This window comes from Mycobacterium sp. TH-M103 (assembly GCF_057473785.1).
On the sequence record NZ_JBYCLG010000224.1, the window covers coordinates 1 to 23182 of the forward strand.

The following is a 23182-nucleotide window of genomic DNA, read 5'->3' on the forward strand; positions in this document are numbered from 1 at the left end:
GCAGGGTGTTGCGGTCTTTGTCGAAGTCCTGCCAGCCCTTGCGGCGGGCGTCGAGCACCCGGTCGGCGACCATGTCCATCGCGGTGTCCAGGTCGAGGTCGGTCCACTCGGTGGCGTAGGGGGCGCGGTAACGCACCCTGGTCTCGCGCTGCGACCCGGTGACCAGTTGCTTGCTCGCGGATCCCTTGGGGCACAACCGGCCCCGGGAGATCGGGCTGTCCGGGTTGCCCTCGATCTGGACGACCTCGCCGTCGGTGACGTACACCTTCTGCGCGCAGCCGACCGCGCAGTAGGGGCACACCGAATGCGCGACGCTGTCGGCGGTGGCGGTGCGGGGCTGCAGCCCCGCGGAGCGCTCGGACTGTGCGGCCTTGCCGCGGCCCAGCGCGTCGGCGCCGGTGAGCTGGCGGTAGACCGGCCACGACTGCAGCAGCTTGCCGAAATCCATCCTTCGATCAAACCACTTCGCGGGTGCCGTCGCCGCCGCGGCGGGTCAGCCGCCGCGCGTCGAGCCGCTCCAACAAAGGCACGGCGACCCGGCGCGTAGTGCCCAGAGCGCGCCGGGCCTCGCTCACGGTGAACGGCTGCGGCAGCGTCGCCAGGATCCCGGCCGCGCGGTCGAGCGCGTCCGGACCCAGCACCACCCCGTCGGCGATGCGGGTCAGCCGCCCGGCGCGCACCGCCGCGGCCAGCTCGCGGGCGCCCAGCTTGAGTGCGGCCAGGTCGTCGGCCTCCGGGGCGCGGAACGGTTCGGCGGCCAGCCGGTCCTCGACGGCGCGCACGGCCTCCTCGACGCGGGCCGGCAGGCCGGCGCCGGCCGGTGCGACCAGGCCGTCGGACACCGTCAGGCCGGTGCCCTCGAGCAGCCCGGACACCAGCTCGGCGGCGGGCAGCCCGAGCTGGCGGCGCAGCGCGTCCAGCGGCATGCCGGCCGTGACGTCGCGCTCGGCGGCCCAGCGCCGCACCGCCGCCACCGCGTCCGCGCGCCGCTGCGCCCACCACCGCGGGTCCACCACCCAGTCGCCGATCCGCTCGCCGCGCGCGGGCAGACCCATCGCGCGCAGCTCGTCCGCCCGGGCGCAGTCGGGCGGGTGGACGCTACCGGTCGCCAGCTCGTCGGCGCGGGCGCGCGCCGCGCCGCGGCGGCGCAGCGCCGGCGGGCGCACGTCGAGCACCTCGATCCCCGCGGCGATCCGGTGCTCCCCGGAGTCGCGCAGCAGCCCGACGTCGGAGACCCGCAACGGCAGCGGCCGGCGCAGCCTCAGCCGCGCCGCGCCGGCGCCGAGCGGGCGGACGTGCACCGGCACCGCCGCCGACCCGACGTGCAGGACCAGCTCGCGGTGCAGCGTCTGCGCCGTTCGCAGCGCGACGTCGACCTCGGCGGTGTCCAGCCACGCCCCGGGGGTGCGCACGGTGTCGCCGCGGCCGATGTGCCGGCGGTCCACACCGCGCAGGTTCAGCGCGACCCGGGCCACTGCGCCGGCCTCGGGGCGGTCCTCGCCCAGGCACTGCAGCCCGCGCACGGTGACGCGCCGCCCGGCGTGTTCGAGTTCGTCGCCGACCCGTACGGTGCCGGCCGCGAGCGTCCCCGTCACCACCGTGCCCGCGCCGCGGACGCTGAAGGTGCGGTCCACCCACAGACGCACGTCGGCGGCGGGATCCGGTACGGGCAGCCGGTCGGTGAGCGCGACCAGCTCGGCGCGCACCCGGTCCAGGTCGGTGCCGAGCACCACCGGCGGGTCGGCCAGCGACGTGGCCGCGAACCGCTCCCGGGCCGCCTCGACGGCCGGTGTGGGGTCGGCCAGATCCGCCTTGCTGATCACCAGCAGGCCGTGGCGGACGCCGAGGGCGTGCAGCGCCGCGAGGTGTTCATCCGACTGCGGCATCCAGCCCTCGGTGGCCGCGACCACGAACATCACCGCGGGCACCGATCCGACGCCGGCGAGCATCGTGGCGACGAACCGCTCGTGGCCCGGCACGTCGACGAACGCGATCCGCCGCCCACCGATGTCGGTCCAGGCGAAGCCAAGGTCGATGGTCAGGCCGCGGCGCCGCTCCTCGGCCAGGCGGTCCGGCCACATGCCGGTGAGCCGGTGCACCAGCGTCGACTTGCCGTGGTCGACGTGCCCGGCGGTGGCTACGACGAACATGCCCGCGGCGCGCACGCCCGCACCGCGGCCGCCAGCAGCTCGTCGTCGTCGGGGGCCACGGTGCGCAGATCCAGCAGGCACCGGCCGGCCTCAACGCGGCCGACCACCGGCGGGTCGCCGGCGCGCAGCGCCGCCGCGTAGGGCTCCGGGAGGCTCAGCCCGGCGCTGGGCAGCCGCATGTCGGGGGCGCCGCCGCCGCCGACGGCCGCCACGCAGTCGACCACCTCGGCGCCCGGCAGCCGCGCGGCGAGCCGCTGCGCACGCGCGCGCAGCGCGGCGACGTCGGCGGTCAGGGCCCGCGCCACCGGCGGCGGCGGGCCCACCAGGGTGGCCTCCAGCGCGGCGAGGGTGAGCTTGTCCACCCGCAGGGCGCGCGCCGCCGGATGGCGGCGCAGCCGCTCGACCAGCGCGGCGTCGCCGAACAGCAGCCCGGCCTGCGGCCCGCCGAGCAGCTTGTCGCCGCTGGCGGTGACCAGGTCGGCCCCGTCGCGCAGCGCCGACGTGGCGTCGGGCTCGTCGGGCAGCACCGGATGCGGCGCCAGGAGCCCGGAGCCGATGTCGACCACCAGCGGCACGCCCAGCCCGGCCAGCTCGCGCACCGCGACCGCCGAGGTGAACCCGCTGACGTGGAAGTTCGACGGGTGCACCTTGAGCACGAATCCGGTGTCGGTCCCGATCGCGCCGGTGTAGTCGGCCAGGGCGGTGCGGTTGGTGGTGCCGACCTCGCGGAGCCGCGCACCGGCCGAGGCCAGCAGGTCCGGGATACGGAATCCGTCGCCGATCTCGACCATCTCGCCGCGGCTGATCACGATCTCCCGGCCGGGGGCCAGCGCGAGCGCGGTGAGCAGCAGCGCGGCCGCGTTGTTGTTGACGACGTGCACGCCGCCGGCGGCGGGGACCGCCCGGGCCAGCGCGGCCAGCGCCGAGCGGCCACGGCGGGCGCGCCGGCCGGTCGCCAGGTCGAACTCGACGTCGGTGGCACCGCCGGCCGCGACGACGGCGTCCAGCGCGGCCGGCGACAGCGGCGCCCGGCCCAGGTTGGTGTGCACGACGACGCCGGTGGCGTTGAGCACGGGACGCAGGCCCGACGCGGTGCCCGGCAGCGCGGCCACGGCGTGCTCGGCGACGCGGTCGGGGTCGATCTCGCCTTCGCGCGCGGCCTGCTGAGCCGCGGCGATCACCGACTTCACCAGCGGGCGGCCCAGCGTCCGCTCGGCTTCGGCGAGGCGGGGATCGGCGAGCAGCGCGTCGGTGCGGGGCACCCGCCGGCGCGGGTCGGTCATGTCAGGGCCCGGGGTGGCGGAGGCGGACGGGAATCGAACCCGCCAACGACAGCGTCTGCCGCTCGACGGTTTTGAAGACCGCGCCGGTCACCAGACCGGACACACCTCCCTGGACCATGAGGACAATTATGGACGCCGTGTCCTACCGGTTGACTCAGTACGCCCACGGCGGCGGCTGCGCGTGCAAGATCCCGCCCGGCGAACTTGAGGAGGTGGTCCGGGGGCTGGGGGTCTCGGCGCCGCGCGACCCGGTCGGTGAACTGCTGGTCGGGCTCGACAGCGGCGACGACGCGGCGGTGGTGCGCATCGACGGCGACACGGCGCTGATCGCGACGACGGACTTCTTCACCCCGGTCGTCGACGACGCCTACGACTGGGGCCGGATCGCGGCCACCAACGCGCTGTCGGATATCTACGCGATGGGCGGCCGGCCGGTCGTGGCGGTGAACCTGCTGGGCTGGCCGCGCGACGTGCTGCCCTTCGAGCTGGCGACCGAGACGCTGCGCGGCGGGCTGGACGTGTGCACGCTGGCGGGCTGTCACCTGGCCGGCGGGCACAGCGTCGACGACCCCGAACCCAAGTACGGGCTGGCGGTGACCGGCATAGGGGACCCGAAGCGGTTGCTGCGCAACGACTCCGGCCGACCGGGGACGCCGCTGTCGCTGACCAAGCCGCTGGGGGTCGGTGTCCTGAACGCCCGCCACAAGGCCACCGGGGAGCGCTTCCCGCAGGCCATCGACGCGATGACCACGCTCAACGCCGCCGCCGCGGCGGCGGCGTTGGCGGCGGGCGCCGACTGCGCCACCGACATCACGGGCTTCGGGCTGCTCGGGCACCTGCACAAGCTGGCGCGGGCCAGCGGTGTCACGGCGGTGATCGACTCGACCGCGGTGCCCTACCTGGAGGGCGCGCGGGAGGCGCTGGCCGCGGGCCACGTCAGTGGCGGCACGCGGCGCAACCTCGAGTGGGTGGCCCCGCACGTGGACCTGTCGGCGGTGAGCGGTGACGAGGCGCTGCTGCTCGCCGACGCGCAGACCTCGGGAGGGTTGCTGGTCGCGGCCGAGATCCCCGGGGCGCCCGTCATCGGGGAACTCGTGGCCCGCGGGGAGCACACCATCGTGGTTCGCTGAGCGGTTTGCCACCGAGCCCCCGGGGTAACCAGGGCGCTATGACCAACTTTGGCTACACTCTGATGACCGAGCAGAGTGGACCGAAAGACCTTGTGCGGTACGCCGTTTCGGCTGAAGAGCGTGGCTTCGACTTCGAGGTGTGCAGCGACCACTTCTCGCCGTGGCTGGTCTCGCAGGGGCACGCCCCCTACGCGTGGACGGTGCTGGGCGCGGTGGCCCACGCCACCGAACGGGTGGATCTGTACTCCTATGTGACCTGCCCGACGATGCGGTATCACCCGGCGATCGTCGCCCAGAAGGCGGCCACCGTGCAGATCCTGTCCGACGGGCGGTTCACCCTCGGCCTGGGCAGCGGGGAGAACCTCAACGAACACGTCGTCGGCGAGGGCTGGCCGACCGTCGAGCGCCGGCAGGAGATGCTGTGCGAGGCCATCGGGATCATCCGCGAGCTGTTCACCGGCGAGCTGGTGAGCTGGCGGGGCGACTACTTCGAGGTCGACTCGGCGCGGCTGTGGGACGTGCCCGAGGTCCCGGTCGGCATCGGGGTGGCGATGGGGGGTATGAAGGCCGTCGACCAGTTCGCCAAGCTCGGTGACCACATGATCGCCACCGAGCCCGATGGCGAACTCGTCCACGCGTGGCACGGCGCCCGCCGGGCGGCCGACACGGCCGGCAGCGGGCGCATCGTCGGCCAGATCCCGGTGAGCTGGGACCCCGACCGCGACGCCGCCGTGCAGCGCGCGCACGACCAGTTCCGCTGGTTCGCCGGGGGCTGGAAGGTCAACGCAGACCTGCCCACCCCGGCCGGTTTCGCCGGCGCGACGCAGTACGTGCGGCCCGAGGACGTCGCCGAGACCATCCCGTGCGGCCCGGACCTGGACGCCGTCGTCGAGGCCGTGCGGCCCTACTGGGAGGCCGGCTTCACCGACATCGCGCTCGTCCAGATCGGCGGCGAGACGCAGGACCGGTTTCTGGCCGAGGCCGCCGAACCGCTGCTCGAGGCGCTGCGGGTCGCGTCGGGCTGACGCGCGCCGCGCGGCAACATCGTCTGGCTCATAGGGGGTTGACGTGAGTGGAAACTCCGCAACGACAACGACTTTGACAAAAGCGCTCGGCGGCGGCAGGGCGCGATCGCGGCGGCGGTGCTCACCGGCATCGCCGGGGCCACATCTACGCGGCGTTGCGGACGGCACGGGCATGAGATCTTCGAGCACACGAAACCATTGAAGGAGCGCGCAATGCCAGAGGAGTTGCAGGGCAGGACCATCGCCATCCTGGCCGCCGACGGTGTGGAGAAGGTCGAACTCGAGAAGCCGCGTGCGGCACTGACCGGTGCGGGCGCCCGGGTCGAGGTCGTGTCGGTGCAGGCCGGTGAGATCCAGGCGCGCAACCACGATCTCGAGCCGGCCGGCACGTTCGCGGTCGACCGGGTGGTGTCCGATGTCTCCGTCGACGAATTCGACGGCCTTGTCCTGCCCGGCGGGACGGTCAACCCGGACAAGCTGCGCCTCGACGACCGCGCCGTCTCGTTCGTGCGCGACTTCGTGGAGTCCGGGAAGCCGGTGGCCGCGATCTGTCACGGCCCCTGGACGCTGGTGGAGGCCGGGATCGTGGCAGGGCGCAGGCTGACGTCCTACCCGAGCATCCGCACCGACCTGCGCAACGCGGGCGCCGACGTGGTCGACGAGGAGGTCGTCGTCGACGGCAACCTGATCACCAGCCGCTCCCCGAAGGACCTGCCCGCGTTCTGCGCGGCGATCCTTCGACAGTTCGCCCGCACTCCGGCGGGCTGAGGCGAAACCCGGGCGCGAACTGCTCCGAAGGCCGGACCGTTTGAGTCCATCGGTTTGCGGGCATAAGACAGGCCACGCCACGATCCTCGAATGGATTCCGAAAGGCCCAGGTTGACAATCACATTCCCCGCGCCGGCTGGCGCATTCGACGACCCGACCGCCCCCGCAAGCGGGAAAGTGTACCGGCCACAAGACGACTCGCGCCTCCTGGTGGCCACCATGGAGCGCACCGGGCTGATTCCCGGCCGCCGGGTGCTCGACCTGTGCACCGGCAGCGGGTTCGTCGCGATCGCGGCGGCCGAGATGGGATGCGCCGGCGTCACTGCCTTCGACATCTGCCCGCACGCCGTGCGATGTTCGCGCGGCAACGCCGCCGGCGCCGGGGTGGTGGTCGACGTCCGGGAGGGCTCCTGGACGCGCGCCCTGGATCTGGGCCCGTTCGAGGTCGTCGTCTCCAACCCGCCCTACGTGCCGACCCCGGCGAGCACCGTTCCCGAGGCGATCCCGGCGGTCGCCGGGCCGCCATGGGCGTGGAACGCGGGCGCAGACGGGCGCTCCATCCTGGACCCGCTGTGCCGGGCGATGCCGAAGCTGCTGTGCGACGGGGGAACGATGCTGATGGTGCAGTCCGCGTTCGCCGACACCGCTCGGTCGCTGGACATCCTGCGCTCGGCCGGTATAGCGGCGGAAGTAGTTGCCTCGGAGTTGATTCCGTTCGGGCCCGTCCTTTCGGCCAGGGCGGCCTGGCTCGAACAGACGGGGCGCATCCCGCGTGGCTGCCGCGAGGAGGAGCTGGTCGTGATCCGGGGGGACAAGCGATGAGCGCCGCCCGGGTACAGGTGGTGCCGGGCGGGCCGGTGCTGGTCTCGGGCCCGGTGCGCATCGAGATGCCCGACGGCGACGTCGTCGAGTCCGACCGGTTCATGGTGGCGGTCTGCACCTGTCGGCGCAGCGAGGAATATCCGTTGTGCGACACCAGCCATCGCCGGTGCCGCCGCGTCGCCGAATCCCCTAGTCGATCGGCCTGCGCAACGACGAGCGGCCCTGCTCCCACGCCGCCATGACGGTCGCGGCGAATCGGTCTTCGAGAAGCGCGTTGGCCCGCATGCCGAAGACGACGTCGGGCTCGAGCTGCGGTTCGCGCGCGAGGAGGTCGCCGACCACGTTGACGCGCACCACGTGCTCGTGGACCGCGTCGGCCTCGACGTGCTCGCGGTAGAACCTCACGCAGGCCGCGGGCGCGCCCATCCGCTGCAGCGCCTCGGCCATCCGCCGCGACCCCGGCGGAGAGGTGATCTCGATCGACGCGAAGTGCCCGACCGCGGCCCCGCGCAGCGCCCGGTGCAACCCGAACAGCGACATCAGGTTCACCACCGCCAGCGCCTCGGCCGGGACAGCGTCCAGGTAGCCCAGGTAGGCCGCGTCCAGGCCGGCGGCGCACAGCAGGTCGGCGAAGAGTTGCTGATGTAGGCGCGGGCCCTGGCCGGCGCCGTACTCGTCGTACTCGACCGCCACGAACGCGGCCTTGGCGCCGCCCGTCAGGCGGGGGATCGCCCAGGCGTGTGGGTCGCCCTCCTTGAGGTGGTACAGCGAACGGTGCACGAAGTACTCGCGCATCTGCTGCCAGGTTCCGTTGTCGCGCAGGTGATATGAGGGGCCGGTGCCGCCGGGCGGCTCGACGGTGAGCGCCTCCATCTCGGTCGCCGCGCTGCGGCCCGGTTCGATCGGTCCCACGTCGCGGCGCACGCCGGCCAGGAACACGCGTTCGAGCTCACCGCGCAAACCCAGCAGCGCGGGATTCCACTCCCAGGCGGGGTCCACGCCGGCGAAACCGCGGTAGTGCAACTCGTAGCACATGCACAGCGCCAGCTGCAGGTCCAGGCCGTAAGGGTCGGAATCGCGCGCACCGGAACCGATGCGCGTCAAATGGTCGAAGGAGGGCGGTCCGGTCAGCGCCAGGCGAACCGCCGTCGACAACGGTCCGTGGGCCGCCGGCAGGGCCGGTTCGGCGATGATCGGTGCACGGGTCACGCCGACGGATACCCGTCAGCCGCCGGAGCAAACTACCGGTTGCGCGCATACGATCGGGGTGGTGTGGACGCAGTCGCCCGTGGGGCAACTCTGATGGCGTCGGTGCCCCTCGAGGACTACGCGGTGCTGGGGGACCTGCACACCGCGGCGTTGCTGGGCCGGAACGGCAGCATCGACTGGTTGTGTCTGCCGCGCTTCGACTCGACGGCCTGCTTCGCGGCGTTGCTGGACGACGAGTCGGCCGGGCACTGGCGCATCGCCCCGGTCGGCACCGGGGCGGCGACCCGCCGCGCGTACCGCGAGGACACGCTGATCATGGACAGCGAGTGGGACACCCACGAGGGCACGGTGCGGGTGACCGACTTCATGCCGCCGCGCGGGGAGGCCGCCGACGTGGTGCGGGTGGTCGAGGGTTTTGTCCGGCCAGGTCCGGATGCGGATGCGGTTGGTGATCCGGTTCGACTACGGCAGCATCCGGCCCTGGATCACGTTCACCGAGCAGGGAATGCGCGCGATCGCGGGTCCCGACACATTGTGCCTGTCCACCCCGGTGCGACTGGCGGGCGATCACCAGGCCGTGGTGGCCGAGTTCGAGGTGGCCCGCGGCGAGAAGATCCCGTTCGTGCTCACCCACATGCCGACGCACAATCGCAACGCCGCCCAGGCGGAGGCGCAGCAGGCCCTGCGGGACACGGAGATGTTCTGGCGAAGCTGGATCGACCGCTGCACCTACCGGGGACCCTGGGACGCGGCGGTGCGCCGTGCCGTCATCACGCTCAAGGCGCTCATCTACCGGCCGACCGGTGGGGTGGTGGCCGCGGCCACCTCAGCACTGCCCGAAGTGTTTGGCGGCAAACGCAATTGGGACTACCGGTACTGCTGGTTGCGCGACGCCACCTACACGTTGCGGGCGCTGCTGGACACCGGGTACGTCGACGAGGCCAAGGCGTGGCGGGACTGGTTGGTTCGGGCCGTCGCCGGTGACCCGTCCAAGCTGCAGATCGACGAGTGGCGGGCCCTGCGGCACCGCATCCACGCCGACGTCTGCGAACACGGCTTCGACGCCGACCGGGGAACGTTCACCCAGTTCTACGGTTCCCGCGGCCTGGATGCCGCGCTGCTGCTGATCCCGCGGGTCCGCTTCCTGCCGTGGGACGATCCGCGGGTGGTGGGCACCGTCGAGGCCGTGCAGCGCGAGCTGAGCGACAACGGCCTGATCGTGCGTTACCGGCCCGGCGCCGACGGTGACGTCGACGGCATCCACGGCGGCGAATGCGCCTTCCTGGCATGCACTTTCTGGCTGGCCGACGCCCTGCACGGCATCGGCCGCCGCGACGAGGCCCGGGCGCTGTTCGAGCGCCTGCTCGACCTGCGCAACGACGTCGGTCTGCTCAGCGAGCAGTACGACACCGACACCGCCCGCCAGCTCGGCAACTTCCCGCAGGCGTTCAGCATGGTGGGCCTGATCAACACCGCCCGCCATCTGCAGCGCGATCAGTGACCCTGTGCCGGCGCCGGCGGGCGGAAGCCGGCCGCGACGACGGTCCCGTCGGCCGTGCTGTTGACCTCCATCGAGTCGCTGATCGCGCGCATCAGCGGCAGCCCCCGCCCGCTGTTTCCGGGGTTGGCGGCCGGGGTCTTCCAGGAGCCGGAATCGATGACCCGCAGGCGGATTTCCCGGTCGACGGCGTCGGCCTCGACCAGCATCGTCCCGTCCCCGCGCCCGCGGTAGGCGTGCTCGACGCAGTTGGTGCACGCCTCGCTGGCGACCAGCACGATGTCGGCACCCAGCGACTCCGGGACCCCGGCACCCTCGAGCCACTCGCCGAGACGGCGCCGCATACCGGCCAATTGGTCTGCGGCGGCCTGGGTTTCGAATCGGAACGGTGGTTGCCGGTGCCGGTAGATCACCATGGCGACATCGTCGTCAAATCCCGGCGCCGGGGCAAGCTCGCGAAGCACCGCCTCGCCGACGTCGTCCAGGGCCAGGTCCGCCGTCTGTGCCAGAACCTCTGCGGCGCGGGCGATCCCGACGTCTATCGACTCGTGTTTGCGCTCGACCAGGCCGTCGGTGAACACCATCAGCGTCGAGCCGGCCGACAGCACCCGCACGCCCTGCGGGCGGGGCGTGTCCCGGCGCACCGCGAGCGGCACCGACGCGGCGTCTGCCACCACGGTCGTCGCCCCCGGTTCCGGGCCCACGATCACCGCGGGCATGTGGCCGGCGTTGCTGTACTCCATGGCCCCGGACCCGGTGTCTAGGAGGGCGACGAAAACCGTTGTGCAATAAGCGTTGGGGATCAGCGACGCCGCCAGGTCGAGCTGCTCGAGCAGGAGGGCCGGCTGGGCGCCGTTGATCAGCAGTGCGCGCGCCGAGCTGCGCAGCTGACCCATGACCGCGGCGGCCGGCAGCCCGCGGCCCACGCAGTCGCCGACCACGATGCCGATGCGATGTTCGCCGACGGGCAGCACGTCATACCAGTCGCCCCCGATCTCCAGCGGCGGGACGGCCGGTTCGTAACGCACGGCGAAGCCGGGCGGCGGCTGTATCGGGGGCAGCATGGCGCGCTGCAGGGTCAGGGACGTCTCGCGGGCGGTCTCGAACTGGCGGACATGCTGCATGGCCAGGCTGAGGTGGCCGATGAGCACCGTGACCAGCAGCCGGTCCTCCGCGCTGATCCAGCGCGGGGAGCCCAGCTCGAGCCACAGTGCCAGATCCCCGGAGCCGGACAGCACCGCGACCAGCCCGTGGGCCTTGCCGGGGCGGTCCGGACCTTCGATCGGCTTGGCCGTCAGCGGCAGCTGCTGACGCGCCTGCTGGAAGGTCTCGCGCAGCCACGGATCGAGCTGGCGCCAGGACTGGGCCGGCCGGCCCGCCGCCTGCACGTTCGGTTCGCCGTCTCCGTTGGGCCATTCGGCGACGAGCACGCGGCGCACGTCGAGGGCCGCCCGGCATTCGTCGAGGGTGATCGACAGCAGCTCCGAGACGCTCTTGGCCACGGCCACCGACGTGGCCAGCCGCAGCACCGCGCTCTCGCGGGCCGCGAAGGCCCGTTCCGCGGTGATGTCGCGCACCGTGCCGACGTAGGCGTCGAGGCCGCTGCCGGATCCGCGGACCGTGTTGATGGTCACCAGGACCCAGACGAGGTGGCCGTCGCGGTGCCGGATCGGTGTCTCGTAGTGGCTGCCGCCGCTGTCGCGGACCACCGAACGTTGTTGCAGGGCGGTCTCCTTGTCGAGCAGCCAGGGGTGCGGCCACCGGTAGGGCAAGCCCTCGGCGGGGTACCCGACGATCTCGACCAGGGCGTGGTTCATCTCGACCACGGTCGCCTCGTGATCGGCGACGAAGAACCCCTCTTGCAGCGAGTTCACCAGGGCGGTGCGGAACTTGTCGCGGTCGGCGAGACCTTCGGCGCGCGCCCGTTGTTCGGCGTAGCGCCGGGTGCCGTCGAGGAATCCGCGGGTCGCGACGTCCAGCGGCGCCAGCGTCTGCAACAGGAACTCCAGGGCCCCGGCGTCGTCGACGGCGGCGGTTCGCCCCGCCTCATAGACCAGGCCGAAGTGGTGTTCGACGATGTCTAGCACGCTGATCCGGTCCTGCAGGGCGATCCGCCCGAGTTCGTGGCCCACGGCCAGACTGTCCTCGTCGCGGGCGGCCAGGTAGGCACGCAGCGCGGCGTCGTAGCGGGCGCGAAAGGCGTCGGCTTTGCTCATCTGGTTGCCCCCCGGTGACGAGCGGTGAGCACCATCGCGTCGTCGGTGTCCTTGGCGTGCTCGACCAATATATGTTCGGCGATGCCCGCGGCGGCCGCCGCGAAGTCGATTCCCTCCACGGCGAAGTCGGTGATGCCGTCGCTGGCGATGACGATCAGGTCGCCGGCGCGCAGGGGCACCACCTGCGCGGGCTGGATCTCCGGAATGCGGTAGCCGACGATGCCCGCGGTCAGGCGCGCCGCGGATCGGACGTGGATGCCGCGGGCGGACCTGGCGATCAGGTTGGCGGTGACGTTGCCGACCCCGGTCCAGGTCAGGGTGTTGGTCGTGAAGTCCACCCGGGCCAGGGTCATGGCGACCCCCCGGGTGCCGGCCAGCACGCGGTGGCACAGCTGCACCAGGACCTCCAGGCGTTCGGAGCGGGCGCGCCGCAGCGCATCGACGGCGCGCAGCGCGGGTGTCGCGGCGGCCGGGCCGTGGCCGAGCCCGTCCATCACACCGAACAAGGCGGCTTCGCCGCCGATGTCGATCGCGACCGCCTGGTCGCCGGAGATGGTCTCTCCGGGCAGCGGGCGACCCGCGGTGGCCCACTCGATCGGCCCGAGCCGGCCCCCGCGATTCCATTCCTCATGCACCCGGCGGAACCCATTTCCACATCTCGACCACCGTGCCGCGGCCGAGCACCGAGTGCACCGCCAGCCGGTCCATCAGGCGCCGGGCACCGGGCAGGCCCATGCCGAGGCCGCGGCCGGTCGAGTACCCGTCCTCCATCGCGCGCTCGACGTCGGTGATGCCCGGGCCGTGGTCCTCGGCGCGCACCACCAGCGCCTTGCGGCCCTCCCGGTCGGCCACCGTGACGCGGACCGTGCCGCGACCCGCGTAGCTGGTGATGTTGCGCGCGATCTCCGAGATCGCAGTGGCGATCATCGTGACGTCGGTCAGGGAGAACCCGAGGTCGAGAGCGAGCTGGTGTCCCGCTTTGCGGGCGGCCACGATGTCGTCGGGATGCTCGATGGCGACGACGGCTTCGCTCGCGTCAGCCGCCACCGTCGCGCCCGATCGCCGGTTTGCCGGCCCGCAGCTGCCGATGCAGCAGACAGAGCCCCTCCTCCAGGTCCAGGGCGGTGGTCATGTCGTCGAACGCCAGCCCCAGCTGGACCATCGCGAAGGCCACCTCCGGTTGCAGGCCGACGATCACGGTGTCGGCGCCACGCAGCCGCGTCATCCGGGCGATGGTCTGCAGCGACCGCGCGGCGAAGGAGTCCATCACGTCGATGGCGGTGACGTCGACGATGATGCCTTGCGCGCGGTACCGGCTGACGTGCTCCATGAGGTCGTGGCGCAGGCGCTCGGTGTCGGAATCGGACAGTGCCGCCTGCACCGTGGCGATGAGGATCGCCCCCTGCTTCAGGATCGGTACCGGCATGGTCCCCTCGCCCCGGCTGGGCTCACCCGGTCTGCTCCCCGGCGCGGGTGACTTCGTAGCCGAGCAGGCGCTCAGCCTCCTCGATGCCGCCCTGCAGGTCGCCGACGGCGTTCATCTTCGACAGGTCCAGCCCGATGGTCACCAGGGTCAGCGCGATCTCCGAGGACAGGCCGGTGATGATGACGCTCGCGCCCATCAGGCCGGACGCGTCGACGGTCTGCACCAGGTGGTTGGCCACCGTCGAGTCGATGGTGGGCACACCGGTGATGTCGATGACCACGACCTTCGCGCGGTTGGCGCGGATTGCCCGCAGCAGTTGCTCGGTGACCTGGCGGGCGCGCTGGCTGTCGAGCACACCGATGATCGGCAGGATCAGCAGCTGCTCGCGCACCTGCAGGACCGGCGTCGACAGCTCGCGGATCGCCTCCTGCTGCTGGCGGATGATGCGCTCGCGCTCCTGCACGAAGCTGACGGCCACGGTGTTGGCGATGCGGTTGGCCGCCGGCTCGTAGGCGTCGAGCACGCGGTTGAGCATCTCGAAGTTGCTTTGGTACTTCTTGAACAGCGAGCGGGCCAGCACGTCGCGCAGCAGCAGGACGATGCCGATGACCTCGTCGGTCTCCACACCCCGCGGGATGATTCGTTCGGACAGGTCGCGGGCGTAGGCCTGCAGCGCCTCCACGCTGCCCGTCTCGAGCACCTCGACGTAGTTGTCGTAGACGGCGGTGGCCTCGCCGAACAGCTCGTCCGGTGTCATCGCGGTGAGCAGTTTTGCCTCGGTGATCCTGCGGGCCCATTCCTCGCGCAGGATGGTGCGGTTCTGGCGCAGGTGCTGGACCAGTTGCGGCAGCAGTCCGTCGCTGGAGATGCTCACCGGCTGGGTGGCCGCGGCGGTGCCGGGGAAATTCGATGGAGATTCTGACATCTTTCCTCCTGATGCCCTCCCGGGGCGCACGCCGCGGTGCGCGCATCCTTGTGCGAGACTAGCTTGGATTGCTGTGGGGCAGGCGGTGAGGGCGTCTTGCTCTCGCCGTTCGTACGGCGGGTTACGCTTGCACCATCAGTCATGGCCCAGGACGAAGGATCGCCATTGTCAGCTCCTGATTCTATTACCACGATGGTCGCCGACCACGATGGGGTCTCCGTGGTCAGTGTGAGCGGCGAGATCGATTTGGTCACCGCTCCGGTCCTCGAACAAGCCATCGGCGCAGTGGTTGCCGAGGGTCCGACGGCGCTGGTCATCGATCTTTCCGCGGTGGAGTTCCTCGGTTCGGTGGGGCTGAAGATTCTCGCCGCCACCTACGAGAAGCTCGGCAAGTCCGCCGACTTCGGCGTGGTCGCGCGGGGCCCGGCGACCAGGCGGCCGATCCATCTGACCGGTCTGGACAAGACGTTCCCCCTGTACCCCACGCTGGATGACGCGCTGACCGCGGTGCGGGACGGCAAACTCAACCGCTAGGACGCCCGCGTCACTCGGGCTGCGTTTGGCCGGCGGCGCGTGCGGTTATCCGGCGTTGTAGGGGGTTCCGGAACGTCGAAGGGCTGGGAGATGAAGATCCGTCGTTCCACCGCGTGCCGGTCGCTGATCGCCGTCGTCGGGTGTTGCCTGCTCGGCGAGGTTCTCTGCCCCCCGCCGGCGCTCGCCGCGCCCCGTGTGAGCACCGCGTATCTGCGGCCGCACGACAAGGCTGCGGCCAGCCTGCGCGACTATGTGCGCACGCACCCGCAGCAGTACGACGACCTGCGCGGCATCATGGCGCCGGTCGTGGCGCGAAATCCGGGTCGCCCGTCAGCGGCCCCCGGCCAGCGCCCCGATGCGGGTGGATTCCAGGTGGTCCAGCAGGTCCTGCGCGTCGGCGAAGACGGGTGACGCGCCGGCGTCCTGCAACTCCGTGCGGGAGATGCCGCCACTGAGCACCCCGATGCAGGGGAGCCCGGCGTTCGCCGCGGCGTGCGCATCCCAGACCGCGTCGCCGACGAACACGGCTTGTTCGGCTCCCACGCCGGCCCGCTCCAGGGCGACCCGCATGATGCCGGGTTCGGGTTTGGCGGTGTCGACGTCGCGCGACGACGTCGTCGCGGCGATGACGTCGTCGCAGTCGAGGACCTTCAGCAACGCCTCCAGTTCGTCGCCGGGCGCCGAACTGGCCAGCACCACCTGCAGGCCGAGCGTGGCGACGTGGTGCAGCAACGCGCGGGCGCCCCGCAACGGGGCCAGCAGCGGGATGGCCTCGCGGTAGTAGCGGCTGTGCGCGTCGCTGAGCCGTTCCCGCACGTCGTGGGGCGCGTCGCACGAAAGCATGCGGACCAGCTCCGCGCCGTCCATGCCGATGCAGCGGTGGATGTGCCAGGCCGCGACGGGCAGGCCTTCGGCGTCGAAGGCCCGTTGCCAGGCGTGGACGTGCAGGTAGTTGGAGTCGACGAGCGTGCCGTCGACGTCGAACAGGACCGCGGGGCTATTCATGCGCCCGGCATACCCACACCACGTCCGGTTGACACCGGCGAGTGGGCAGGGGCGTTTGGCCCCCGCGCCGGCGGGTGGACGCGGTGGACACTTTCGTGGGATTCACTCCGAACGGCCCTGGTACGCAACCCTTCTCCCGTGGAGCGACGTTGGACCCGATCGATTACGAACGCACCACCCGCGGCCGTGCCGGCGAAACCGTCAACCACGGCGCTAATGTTCCGGGCCCGATCATCGTGGCGCTGATCCTGGCCCCCTGTCCGGGGTGGTCTCGGCCCTCCGGCTGATGCGCATACACCGCGGCGTCCGCGAGACGGAAGTGCGCCGGCACGCCGCGCGGCCCGACCAGCCACCGCCCCCGCCGGCCAGCTGACCGGACCGCCCCGGGGGTGTCGCGGTGGCCGCCCCGGCCCGTATCGACTGGCGGACGTGCAGATTTTTCCGTTTCGAGGGTGTGACCGGTACTCCAACGGGGTAGTGCATGAGCCACGGGTGATGAGTACAGGAAAGTGCGTCAACCCGCCACCGACGAGAAAGGAAAGGCCATGACGACCGCAAGCGATTACGACGCACGCCGCGTATCAGACACCGAGCACTCCGACATCGGCTCGCTCCGCGAGCTGGCACCCACCCGGCCCGAGACGTCGACCGCCGTTGTCGACCAAGACCCCAACGATGTGCACTTCTTCGAGTTGCCGGGCGCGGACCTGTCCTCCGAAGAGCTGTCGATCACGGTGATCCCCCAGCAGGCCGACGAGTTCACCTGCTCGAGCTGCTTCCTGGTGCAGCACCGCAGCCGGTTGCGCAACTCCGGCCCGGGAGTGGCGATCTGCGCCGACTGCGCGTGACCGGATCGCCGTAGACTCGGGGGATGGACGGCACCCTGGTTTTCGACGGGCGATGCGGGATGTGCACCCGGGCTGCCGGGCGGCTGGACCGCCTGGATCGGACCGGCCGACTCCGCATCGAACCGTTTCAGGCGCCGGGCATGGCCGACCGCCTGGGTGTTCCGGGCGACCGGCCGCCCAAGTCCGTGTGGTGGCTGGACTCGTCGGGCGCCGTCTCGTCGGGGGCCCGGGCCATCAACTCGGCCCTGTCCGCGGCGCTCGGCACGCCGGTGCCGTTGTGGATCTACCGGATTCCCGGGGTCGGCGCCGCGCAGAACGTCGTCTATCGCTGGGTCGCCGCCCATCGCTATCGCTTTCGCGGGGTGACACCGCTGTGCGAGGCCGAGCCGCAGCGCTGCGGTTGAGCCTATGATCCCCGAAAGCCGTGGTGCATAACGTTATTCAGCCGTGTCAGGTCGTTTCCGCCGCGCTGTCTGCAGCGTCTGCGACGCCGGGCCGCTTCGGCTTGCTCAGGACGGCTCGGGCCAGATCGCGGGTCTGTCGGGCCCGGCCGATGGCATCGTCGAGCACCGGCGGGGCGACGGACTCCTGCGCCTCGCGCCCGACGGCTCGCGACCGGTGGGCCTTCTGCCGGCAGGCATTGCTGCACTAGCGGGCGTCGGCGCGGGCGTGGAACGTGACGGCATGTTACAGCTATCCGTAACAGTCGTTGCCTAATCGTGCGAAATCGATTGGTGAACAATGGTTATCGCGACAGATTATCGCCGCCGTGATCTTGACGGAACGACCTCGCCGATAGTTCACTGGTGGCACCTGCCGATACCCCGCCCGGTGTGCGCGGAATCGGCGTCGGTGTCGAATGCACCGGTTTCGCGACAGCGAAGGTGCCGGTCGTGGTCGGCGAGAATGGCGTGAAGGAAAAATCGGCCTACGGGGCCCGGCCCTTCGGAGTGTTCGAACCCCGCCGGGGCCGACCTGGACCTCGATGCGACGTTGTACCGCATCGTCAGCGCCGCGATGACCGTGACGGGGGCCCGCTACGGGGCGGTGGGCGTGTGGGCGCCGGACGGCACGCCGCCTCGTTCGTGCCCGCTGGGATGGATCCCGACACGCCGAGACTGGTCGGCCACCCGCCCGTGGGTAAGGGCGTTGCGCCTCGACGATCTGACCAGGCATCCGGCCGCGGCGGGATTTCCCGCGCACCACCCGACGATGCGCGCCTTCCTGGGGATGCCCGTCGTCGCCCGGGCGCGTCTTCGGCGACGTCGACGAGATCACGTTGGAGGCACTGGCCTCGGCGGCATCGGCGGCGATCGACAACGCGCGGATGTTCGACCGGGTCAGCGCGGCCGCCCGGTGGACCGGCGCGAGCCGGGAGATCACCACCGCCCTGTTGTCGGAGGCCGACCCGGATCTGCAGCCGCTGCAGCTGATCTGCGAGCGGGCGGCCGAACTCACCGATGCGAGCAGGCGACCGTGCTGGTGCCCGCCGACCCCGAGCAGGCCAGCGTCGACGTCGACGCCCTCGTGGTGTCCGCCGCGGTCGGTAGATACTCGGATCAGGCTCTGGGACAATGCATTCCGATCTCAGGCTCGACGGCCGGCGAGGTGTTCCGGCCCGGTGAACCCTTGATCACCTCTTCGCTGTATTGCCCGGCCGACGCGATCACCAACCTGGGGGAGCGGTCGGCGATCGTGATGCCGCTGTCCGCCGAACAGCAGACGATCGTCGTGATCGTGTTGACGCGCAACGGCGCCGCACCGCCGTTCGACCCCGCATGCCTGCACCTGGTCGGTGATTTCGCCGGTCACGCCGCGATCGCCGTGATGCTGGCGACGACGCGGCGCTTCGCGCGGGAACTCAGCCTGCTGACCGATCGCGAACGCATCGCGGCGGATCTGCACGACCTCGTCATCCACCGCGTCTTCTCCGTCGGCATGGGCCTGCAGAGCGTCGCCGCACGGCTGCGCTCGCCCGAGTTGGCGGCGCGGGTGAGCGGCTTCGCCAACGAGCTAGAGGACGTCATCAACGACATCCGGGTGACGGTCTTCGACCTGCCGCGGCCCGCCACGCCCCGCCGCGGTTTCGCCGAGTGCATCCAGGATGCGGTTGCCCGGCTCACCGAGGGCGGGGACATCAGCACCTCGCTGAGCATGGCGGGCCGCCTGGCCGCCGTGAGCGAGGAACTCGCCGAACACGCCGAGGCCTTCCTCGTCGAAGCGCTCGGCCATGCCGTGCGCCACTCCGGTACGACCCGCATCGCCGTCACCGTCGGCGTCGACGACATCAGCGCCGAGGTGAGCGACGACGGGCCCATCCGGGCCGATGACCGGCGCCGTTGTGGCCTGGCCGACCTCGCCCGCCGCTCAGGGGAAACCGGCGGCCGCTGCGTCGTCACCAGCTCCGCCACGGGAGACACCGTGGTGAGCTGGAGCGCGGCGCTGAACCAGCGAACCCGCTGACGGACTTTTCTGGGTCGGGGTGGCGGGATTCGAACCCACGGCCTCTTCGTCCCGAACGAAGCGCGCTACCAAGCTGCGCCACACCCCGTGTGAAGCCACGACAGCCTATCGCACCGGCCTATCGACTGACCAAATCGCCTGCCCCGCTCAGGTCCAGGAGCACGAGCGTTCGAACTCGCCCAGCGTCGCCGCGCCGGTAGCTGATGTAGCGGCCGATCGTCGCGCTGGTGCCGCCGGCGCCCGCGCCGACCACGATCCATTCCGGGACGGGGTGGCGTTCCTCGCCCAGCTGCTCGTAGATCGACTCGGCGATGTTGTTGTTGCCGCGCCAGTCGGTGGCGCGCTCGGCGTTGGTGAACTGGTCCAGGTAGTGCCCGCCGGACTCCCGGGCGACGCGCTCGGCCTCGGCGTAGACCTCGCTGGCGTTCCGCACGAAATGGCAACGGCCGCCCTGCGCCTCGATCAGCGCCACCTTCGCGGAACTGGTGGCCGCCGGCATCACCGCGACGAACGGCAGTCCCAGCAGGGCCGCGAAGTACGCCTCCGACACCGCCGTCGAGCCCGACGACGCCTCGACCACCGTGGTGCCCTCGCCGATCCAGCCGTTGCACAGCGCGTAGAGGAACAGCGAGCGCGCCAGCCGGTGCTTGAGGCTGCCGGTGATGTGGGTGGTCTCGTCCCAGAGGTACAGCGCGACGTCAGCGTGCCGTCGACCAAGCCGACGGAACGCAGCAGGGCGTGTCGGCGCTGCGCCGGGCGTCGGCCTGGATCAGCCGGATGGCGTTGTCGGTCCAGCGCCGGGAGCGGGTTCGGACCGCGATCTGGGTCCGTTCGTTCAACGCATCGACGCTGCCGGCACGGAGCGCCCGAGATCGCTGTTCGCGTCCCGGTCGCCCATCGGTGCGGCGATCAAGGTCAGCAGGGTGGCTTCTGGCCGGCAGCAGAAGCGCACGGGCGCGAACGGGGAGGTCCCGAGGCCGGCCGAGACGTGCAACTGCATGGTGGCACCCCAACGGGACGGGCCCTTCGCACGGGAGCGGTCCAGGCCGCAATTGGTCACCAGGGCGCCGTAGAAGGGCAGGCACAGCTGCCCGCCGTGCGTGTGGCCCGCCATCACCAACTGGTAGCCGTCGGCGGCGAAGCGGTCCAGCACCCGCGGCTCGGGGGAGTGCGTCAGACCGAGTCGCAGGTTGGCGGCGGGGCTGGGCGGGCCCGCGATCGTGTCGTAGCGGTCCCGGTCGATGTGCGGGTCGTCGACGCCCGCGGCGGCGATGTGCAGGCCGGCCACCTCGAACTCGCGCCGCGTATGGGTGAGGTCGAGCCAGCCGCGCTCGGTGAACGCCGCCCGCAGGTCCTGCCAGGGCAGCGGCTCGCCGCGGACCCGGTGCGACGGGTTGGTCAGGTAGTTCAAGGGGTTCTTCAGGAGCGGCCCGAAGTAGTCGTTGCTGCCGAAGACGAACACGCCCGGCCGCGACAGCAGATCCCCCAGCGCCTGGACGACCGCGGGCACCGCCTTGGGATGCGCCAGATTGTCGCCGGTGTTGACCACCAGGTCGGGCTCCCAGCCGGACAACTCGCGCAACCAGGCCTGTTTGCGGCGCTGGTTGGGCGTCATGTGGAGGTCGCTGATGTGCAGCACCCGCAGCGGCGTGGACCCCGGGCTCAGTACGGGCATGGTGATCTCGCGCAGGACGAAGGCGTTGCGCTCGACGACCGCGGCGTAGCCGATGCCGGCGACCGCGGCGCCGACCGCCGCGGCGCCGGTGCGTATCAGGACGGGCAGAACGTCAGCCATGAAGGCAGCCTACTGCCGCTCCCGGGATGGCAGCGCGCATTCCCCGCCCCCGTTAGGCCCCGCGGCGCCTACGGGGGTGGCGCGCCCGGTGGCGGTGGTGGGGCCAGTAGCGGAATGGTGATCGGCGGCAGGCCCGGAATCTCCACGACCTGCGAGCCGACCGGCACCGGCTCACCCTCCGGCGGCGGAGGTGGAGCGGGGGGAATGCCGTTGCTGATCTGGATTGTGATGATCGAACCCGGGATCGTCTGACCGCTGGGCGTGGTCCCGACGACCTCCCCGTACTCGGCGGAACTGTTCACCGAGGTGGTCTGGTCGGCCACCCGGAAGCCCGCGTCCTTGAGGCGCTGGCGCGCCGCGTCCACCTTCAGTCCCGCCACGCTCGGCACCCGCGACGCGGGCGAGCCGTCGACGTAGCGGGGATCGGTGGGCGGCAGGTGCACGTCGCCGAACATGGTGGCGATCGGCTTCATCGCCGTGAACCAAGTGCGGGCGGGCTCGTTGCCGCCGTAGAGGTCGCCCTCGCTGCAGTGGCGCAGCGGCGACGAGCACAGGTCGGTCGGGTTGGTCGAGTCGTCGTAGATGTAGTTCGCCGCGGCGTAGTGGTTGGTGAAACCCACGAAGCCCGACGAGCGGTGCGCCTCGGTGGTGCCGGTCTTGCCGGACATGGGCAGGTCCCAGCCCGCCGCGCTGGCCGACCCGGATGCCGTGCCGCCGGCCTGGGCATCCTTGCTCATCGCGTTGGCCAGGGTGTTCGCCAGCCCCTCGGGTACCACCTGTTCGCACGTCTCGGTGGTGACGGCCACCTCGTTGCCGTGGCGGTCGATCAGCTTGTCGATCGGGCTCGGCGGGCACCACACGCCGCCGGAGGCCAGGGTGGCCGCGACGTTCGACAGCTCCAGCGCGTTTACCTCGACCGGGCCCAGGGTGAAAGAGCCGACGTTCTGGCGCTTAATGAAGTCGGCCAGGCTTTCGTTGCTGTCCGGGTTGTAGTCGCGCGCGGTGCCCGGGTCGGCGTAGGACCGCAGCCCGAGCTTGATGGCCATGTCCACCGTGGGCGTCACGCCGACCTGCTGGATCAGCTTGGCGAACGCGGTGTTGGGCGAGGTGGCCAGCGCGTCCGTCACGTTCATCGACCCCCGGTAGCGGCCGGCGTTGATCACGCACCAAGTGTCCTTGGGGCAGCCCTTGGCCCCGCCGCTGCCCATGCCCTTGGCCTCGAACCGGCCTGGCACCTCGAGGGTCGCGTTGATGCCCATGCCCATGTCCAGCGCGGCGGCCGTGGTGAAGATCTTGAACACCGACCCGGCGCCGTCGCCGACCAGCGAGAACGGCTGCGGCCGCATCGTCTCGCCCGCGTCGATGTCCAGCCCGTACTTGCGGTTGCTGGCCATCGCCATCACCTTGTGGGAATCCTTGCCGGGCTTGATCACGCTCATCACGCTGGAGATTCCCGGCAGGGTGGGGCTGGCGAACTTGTCGATCGCCGACTTCACCGGGGCCTGCACGTCGGGGTCCAGCGTGGTGCGGATCGTGTAGCCGCCGCGGGCCACCTGCTCCTTGCTGATCCCCGCGCGCGACAGGTACTCCTGAACGTAGTCGCAGAAGAACGCCCGGTCTCCGGCCGCGATGCAGCCGCGGGGCAGCTCGTTGGGCTGCGGCAACACCCCCAGCGGCGTGGCCTTGGCGGCGCGCAGGGCGTCGGCCTCCTGCGGGATGTTCTCGATCATGGTGTCCAGGACCAGGTTGCGCCGCGCCAGGGCGCCCTCGGGATTGGTGTAGGGGTTCAGCGTGCTGGTGGACTGCACCATGCCCGCCAGCAGGGCCGCCTGCTGCCAGTTCAGTTCCGAGGCGTTGATGCCGAAGTAGGTCTGTGCGGCGTCCTGCACGCCGAAGGAGCCGTTACCGAACGACACCAGGTTCAGGTACCGGGTCAGGATCTCGGGCTTGGTGAAGGTCTTGTCGAGCGTGAGGGCCATCCGGATCTCACGCAGCTTGCGCGCCGGGGTGGTCTCGACGGCCGCGCGCTTCTCGGCGTCGGTCTGGGCCGTCACCAGCAGCTGGTAGTTCTTCACGTACTGCTGC

22 protein-coding genes, 2 tRNA genes and 3 pseudogenes are annotated in these 23182 nt (G+C 71.4%); 12 read left to right on the forward strand and 15 right to left on the reverse strand.

Annotation, left to right across the window (positions count from 1 at the left end):
- The 4 genes and pseudogenes from AC2VOR_RS13015 to AC2VOR_RS13030 all read right to left on the reverse strand — a co-directional run.
- A pseudogene (locus AC2VOR_RS13015) lies at positions 1-448 on the reverse strand (formate dehydrogenase); the annotation flags it as partial.
- A gap of 7 nt (positions 449-455) precedes the next feature.
- A complete protein-coding gene (locus AC2VOR_RS13020) occupies positions 456-2150 on the reverse strand; it encodes a SelB domain-containing protein (RefSeq protein ID WP_486963917.1) in 1695 nt (564 codons plus the stop codon).
- A complete protein-coding gene (gene selA, locus AC2VOR_RS13025) occupies positions 2138-3433 on the reverse strand; it encodes an L-seryl-tRNA(Sec) selenium transferase (RefSeq protein WP_369736567.1) in 1296 nt (431 codons plus the stop codon). The genes AC2VOR_RS13020 and selA overlap by 13 nt, the downstream gene beginning before the upstream one ends.
- 14 nt (positions 3434-3447) lie before the next feature.
- Positions 3448-3542 (reverse strand) — tRNA-Sec (locus AC2VOR_RS13030).
- A gap of 19 nt (positions 3543-3561) precedes the next feature.
- Here AC2VOR_RS13030 and selD point away from each other — a divergent pair.
- The 5 genes from selD to AC2VOR_RS13055 all read left to right on the forward strand — a co-directional run bounded on the left by selD (position 3562) and on the right by AC2VOR_RS13055 (position 7420).
- Positions 3562-4563: a selenide, water dikinase SelD gene (gene selD / locus AC2VOR_RS13035; protein ID WP_369736568.1), complete on the forward strand. Its 1002-nt coding sequence runs from the start codon at positions 3562-3564 to the stop codon at positions 4561-4563.
- Between the two features lie 38 nt (positions 4564-4601).
- The gene (locus AC2VOR_RS13040; protein WP_369736570.1) at positions 4602-5588 is read left to right on the forward strand and encodes an LLM class F420-dependent oxidoreductase; all 987 of its coding nucleotides are present in this window, start codon (positions 4602-4604) and stop codon (positions 5586-5588) included.
- Positions 5589-5801: 213 nt separating this feature from the next.
- Positions 5802-6356 (forward strand): type 1 glutamine amidotransferase domain-containing protein, encoded by a 555-nt coding sequence (locus AC2VOR_RS13045; RefSeq protein WP_369736571.1) that lies wholly within the window; start codon positions 5802-5804, stop codon positions 6354-6356.
- 111 nt (positions 6357-6467) lie between these two features.
- Positions 6468-7178, forward strand: a complete 711-nt coding sequence (locus AC2VOR_RS13050) for a HemK2/MTQ2 family protein methyltransferase (RefSeq protein WP_486963913.1) — start codon at positions 6468-6470, stop codon at positions 7176-7178.
- Positions 7175-7420: a CDGSH iron-sulfur domain-containing protein gene (locus AC2VOR_RS13055; protein WP_369736572.1), complete on the forward strand. Its 246-nt coding sequence runs from the start codon at positions 7175-7177 to the stop codon at positions 7418-7420. Before AC2VOR_RS13050 ends, AC2VOR_RS13055 begins: the two co-directional genes overlap by 4 nt.
- Here AC2VOR_RS13055 and AC2VOR_RS13060 read toward each other — a convergent pair.
- Entirely contained in the window at positions 7368-8387 is a 1020-nt protein-coding gene (locus AC2VOR_RS13060; RefSeq protein WP_369736573.1) for an iron-containing redox enzyme family protein, read from the reverse strand. The genes AC2VOR_RS13055 and AC2VOR_RS13060 overlap by 53 nt on opposite strands.
- 93 nt (positions 8388-8480) lie before the next feature.
- On the opposite strand from AC2VOR_RS13060, the pseudogene AC2VOR_RS13065 reads away from it, so the two are divergent.
- Together AC2VOR_RS13065 and AC2VOR_RS13070 are read left to right on the forward strand one after the other, a co-directional pair.
- Positions 8481-8744 (forward strand): annotated as a pseudogene (locus tag AC2VOR_RS13065) (trehalase-like domain-containing protein); the annotation flags it as partial.
- An 82-nt stretch (positions 8745-8826) separates the two neighbouring features.
- Complete coding sequence (locus AC2VOR_RS13070) at positions 8827-9888, forward strand: glycoside hydrolase family 15 protein (protein WP_486963914.1); 1062 nt, start codon at positions 8827-8829, stop codon at positions 9886-9888.
- On the opposite strand, the gene AC2VOR_RS13075 is transcribed toward AC2VOR_RS13070, so the two are convergent.
- The 5 genes from AC2VOR_RS13075 to AC2VOR_RS13095 are packed head-to-tail and all read right to left on the reverse strand — an operon-like array spanning position 9882 to position 14452.
- Positions 9882-12101 (reverse strand): SpoIIE family protein phosphatase, encoded by a 2220-nt coding sequence (locus tag AC2VOR_RS13075; RefSeq protein WP_486963915.1) that lies wholly within the window; start codon positions 12099-12101, stop codon positions 9882-9884. The genes AC2VOR_RS13070 and AC2VOR_RS13075 overlap by 7 nt on opposite strands.
- Positions 12098-12670, reverse strand: a complete 573-nt coding sequence (locus AC2VOR_RS13080) for a SpoIIE family protein phosphatase (protein ID WP_486963918.1) — start codon at positions 12668-12670, stop codon at positions 12098-12100. The genes AC2VOR_RS13075 and AC2VOR_RS13080 overlap by 4 nt, the downstream gene beginning before the upstream one ends.
- 58 nt (positions 12671-12728) lie before the next feature.
- A complete protein-coding gene (locus AC2VOR_RS13085; RefSeq protein ID WP_369736576.1) occupies positions 12729-13148 on the reverse strand; it encodes an anti-sigma regulatory factor in 420 nt (139 codons plus the stop codon).
- Positions 13138-13527 carry an STAS domain-containing protein gene (locus AC2VOR_RS13090; RefSeq protein WP_369736577.1) on the reverse strand — a complete coding sequence of 130 codons (390 nt, stop codon included), beginning with the start codon at positions 13525-13527 and terminating at the stop codon, positions 13138-13140. Before AC2VOR_RS13090 ends, AC2VOR_RS13085 begins: the two co-directional genes overlap by 11 nt.
- Positions 13528-13549: 22 nt before the next feature.
- The gene (locus AC2VOR_RS13095) at positions 13550-14452 is read right to left on the reverse strand and encodes an STAS domain-containing protein (protein ID WP_369736578.1); all 903 of its coding nucleotides are present in this window, start codon (positions 14450-14452) and stop codon (positions 13550-13552) included.
- A gap of 192 nt (positions 14453-14644) precedes the next feature.
- Here AC2VOR_RS13095 and AC2VOR_RS13100 point away from each other — a divergent pair, with 192 nt between their 5' ends.
- Positions 14645-14986, forward strand: coding sequence for an STAS domain-containing protein (locus AC2VOR_RS13100; protein ID WP_369741393.1), 342 nt, complete (start codon positions 14645-14647; stop codon positions 14984-14986).
- Between the two features lie 90 nt (positions 14987-15076).
- The gene (locus tag AC2VOR_RS13105) at positions 15077-15397 is read left to right on the forward strand and encodes a heme-binding protein (RefSeq protein ID WP_369736579.1); all 321 of its coding nucleotides are present in this window, start codon (positions 15077-15079) and stop codon (positions 15395-15397) included.
- Here the strand turns inward: AC2VOR_RS13105 and AC2VOR_RS13110 are convergent.
- Positions 15317-15991 (reverse strand): HAD family hydrolase, encoded by a 675-nt coding sequence (locus AC2VOR_RS13110; protein WP_369736580.1) that lies wholly within the window; start codon positions 15989-15991, stop codon positions 15317-15319. The genes AC2VOR_RS13105 and AC2VOR_RS13110 overlap by 81 nt on opposite strands.
- 545 nt (positions 15992-16536) lie before the next feature.
- Between AC2VOR_RS13110 and AC2VOR_RS13115 the strand changes: the two genes are divergently transcribed.
- The 3 genes from AC2VOR_RS13115 (at position 16537) to AC2VOR_RS13125 (ending at position 19302) form a co-directional block, all read left to right on the forward strand.
- Complete coding sequence (locus AC2VOR_RS13115; RefSeq protein ID WP_369736581.1) at positions 16537-16839, forward strand: DUF4193 domain-containing protein; 303 nt, start codon at positions 16537-16539, stop codon at positions 16837-16839.
- A gap of 23 nt (positions 16840-16862) precedes the next feature.
- The gene (locus AC2VOR_RS13120; RefSeq protein WP_369736583.1) at positions 16863-17243 is read left to right on the forward strand and encodes a thiol-disulfide oxidoreductase DCC family protein; all 381 of its coding nucleotides are present in this window, start codon (positions 16863-16865) and stop codon (positions 17241-17243) included.
- A 1072-nt stretch (positions 17244-18315) separates the two neighbouring features.
- Positions 18316-19302: a GAF domain-containing sensor histidine kinase gene (locus tag AC2VOR_RS13125; RefSeq protein ID WP_369736584.1), complete on the forward strand. Its 987-nt coding sequence runs from the start codon at positions 18316-18318 to the stop codon at positions 19300-19302.
- A 14-nt stretch (positions 19303-19316) separates the two neighbouring features.
- Here AC2VOR_RS13125 and AC2VOR_RS13130 read toward each other — a convergent pair.
- The 4 genes and pseudogenes from AC2VOR_RS13130 to ponA2 form a co-directional block, all read right to left on the reverse strand.
- Positions 19317-19390 (reverse strand) — tRNA-Pro (locus AC2VOR_RS13130).
- Positions 19391-19492: 102 nt separating this feature from the next.
- Positions 19493-20141, reverse strand: a pseudogene (locus AC2VOR_RS13135) (pyridoxal-phosphate dependent enzyme); the annotation flags it as partial.
- On the reverse strand, positions 20138-21097 hold the full coding sequence (locus AC2VOR_RS13140) for a metallophosphoesterase (RefSeq protein ID WP_369736619.1): 960 nt from the start codon (positions 21095-21097) through the stop codon (positions 20138-20140). The gene AC2VOR_RS13140 and the pseudogene AC2VOR_RS13135, both read right to left, overlap by 4 nt.
- 68 nt (positions 21098-21165) lie before the next feature.
- Positions 21166-23182: transglycosylase/D,D-transpeptidase PonA2 (gene ponA2 / locus AC2VOR_RS13145; protein WP_486963916.1), on the reverse strand; the 2017-nt coding region annotated here is incomplete at its 5' end.